General features: G+C 67.2%; 1 pseudogene. It reads right to left on the bottom strand.

What is annotated here, in order from left to right:
• Nucleotides 1–542 (bottom strand): annotated as a pseudogene (locus NQU54_RS48795) (polyketide synthase); the annotation flags it as partial.

Below are 542 nucleotides of genomic sequence, written 5' to 3'. Positions count from 1 at the left end.
GTGTGCGTTGGTGCCGCTGATACCGAACGACGACACACCCGCACGCCGCGGACGCCCCGTCTCCGGCCACTCCACCGCATCCGTCAACAACTCCACCGCACCCGCCGACCAATCCACATGCGGCGACGGCTCATCAACATGCAGCGTCCTCGGCAAAACCCCATGCCGCATCGCCAGCACCATCTTCATCACACCCGCCACACCCGCAGCCGCCTGCGTATGACCGATGTTCGACTTCACCGCCCCCAGCCACAACGGCCGGTCCTCGGCCACCCGCTCCTGGCCGTAGGTCGCGAGCAACGCCTGCGCCTCGATGGGATCACCCAGCTTCGTCCCCGTACCATGCGCCTCCACCGCGTCCACCTCAGCGGCCGACAACCGAGCACTCTCCAACGCCGCCCGAATCACCCGCTGCTGCGACGGACCATTCGGCGCCGACAACCCATTCGACGCACCATCCTGATTCACCGCCGAACCACGCACCACCGCCAACACCCGATGACCACTCCGCCGCGCATCCGACAACCGCTCCAGCAGCAGCA

The organism is Streptomyces malaysiensis subsp. samsunensis, from assembly GCF_024519315.1.
In the GTDB taxonomy this organism is placed as follows: domain Bacteria; phylum Actinomycetota; class Actinomycetes; order Streptomycetales; family Streptomycetaceae; genus Streptomyces; species Streptomyces malaysiensis.
The sequence above is the reverse complement of the archived record's forward strand: the minus strand, read 5'-3'. Positions and strand labels throughout refer to the sequence as shown.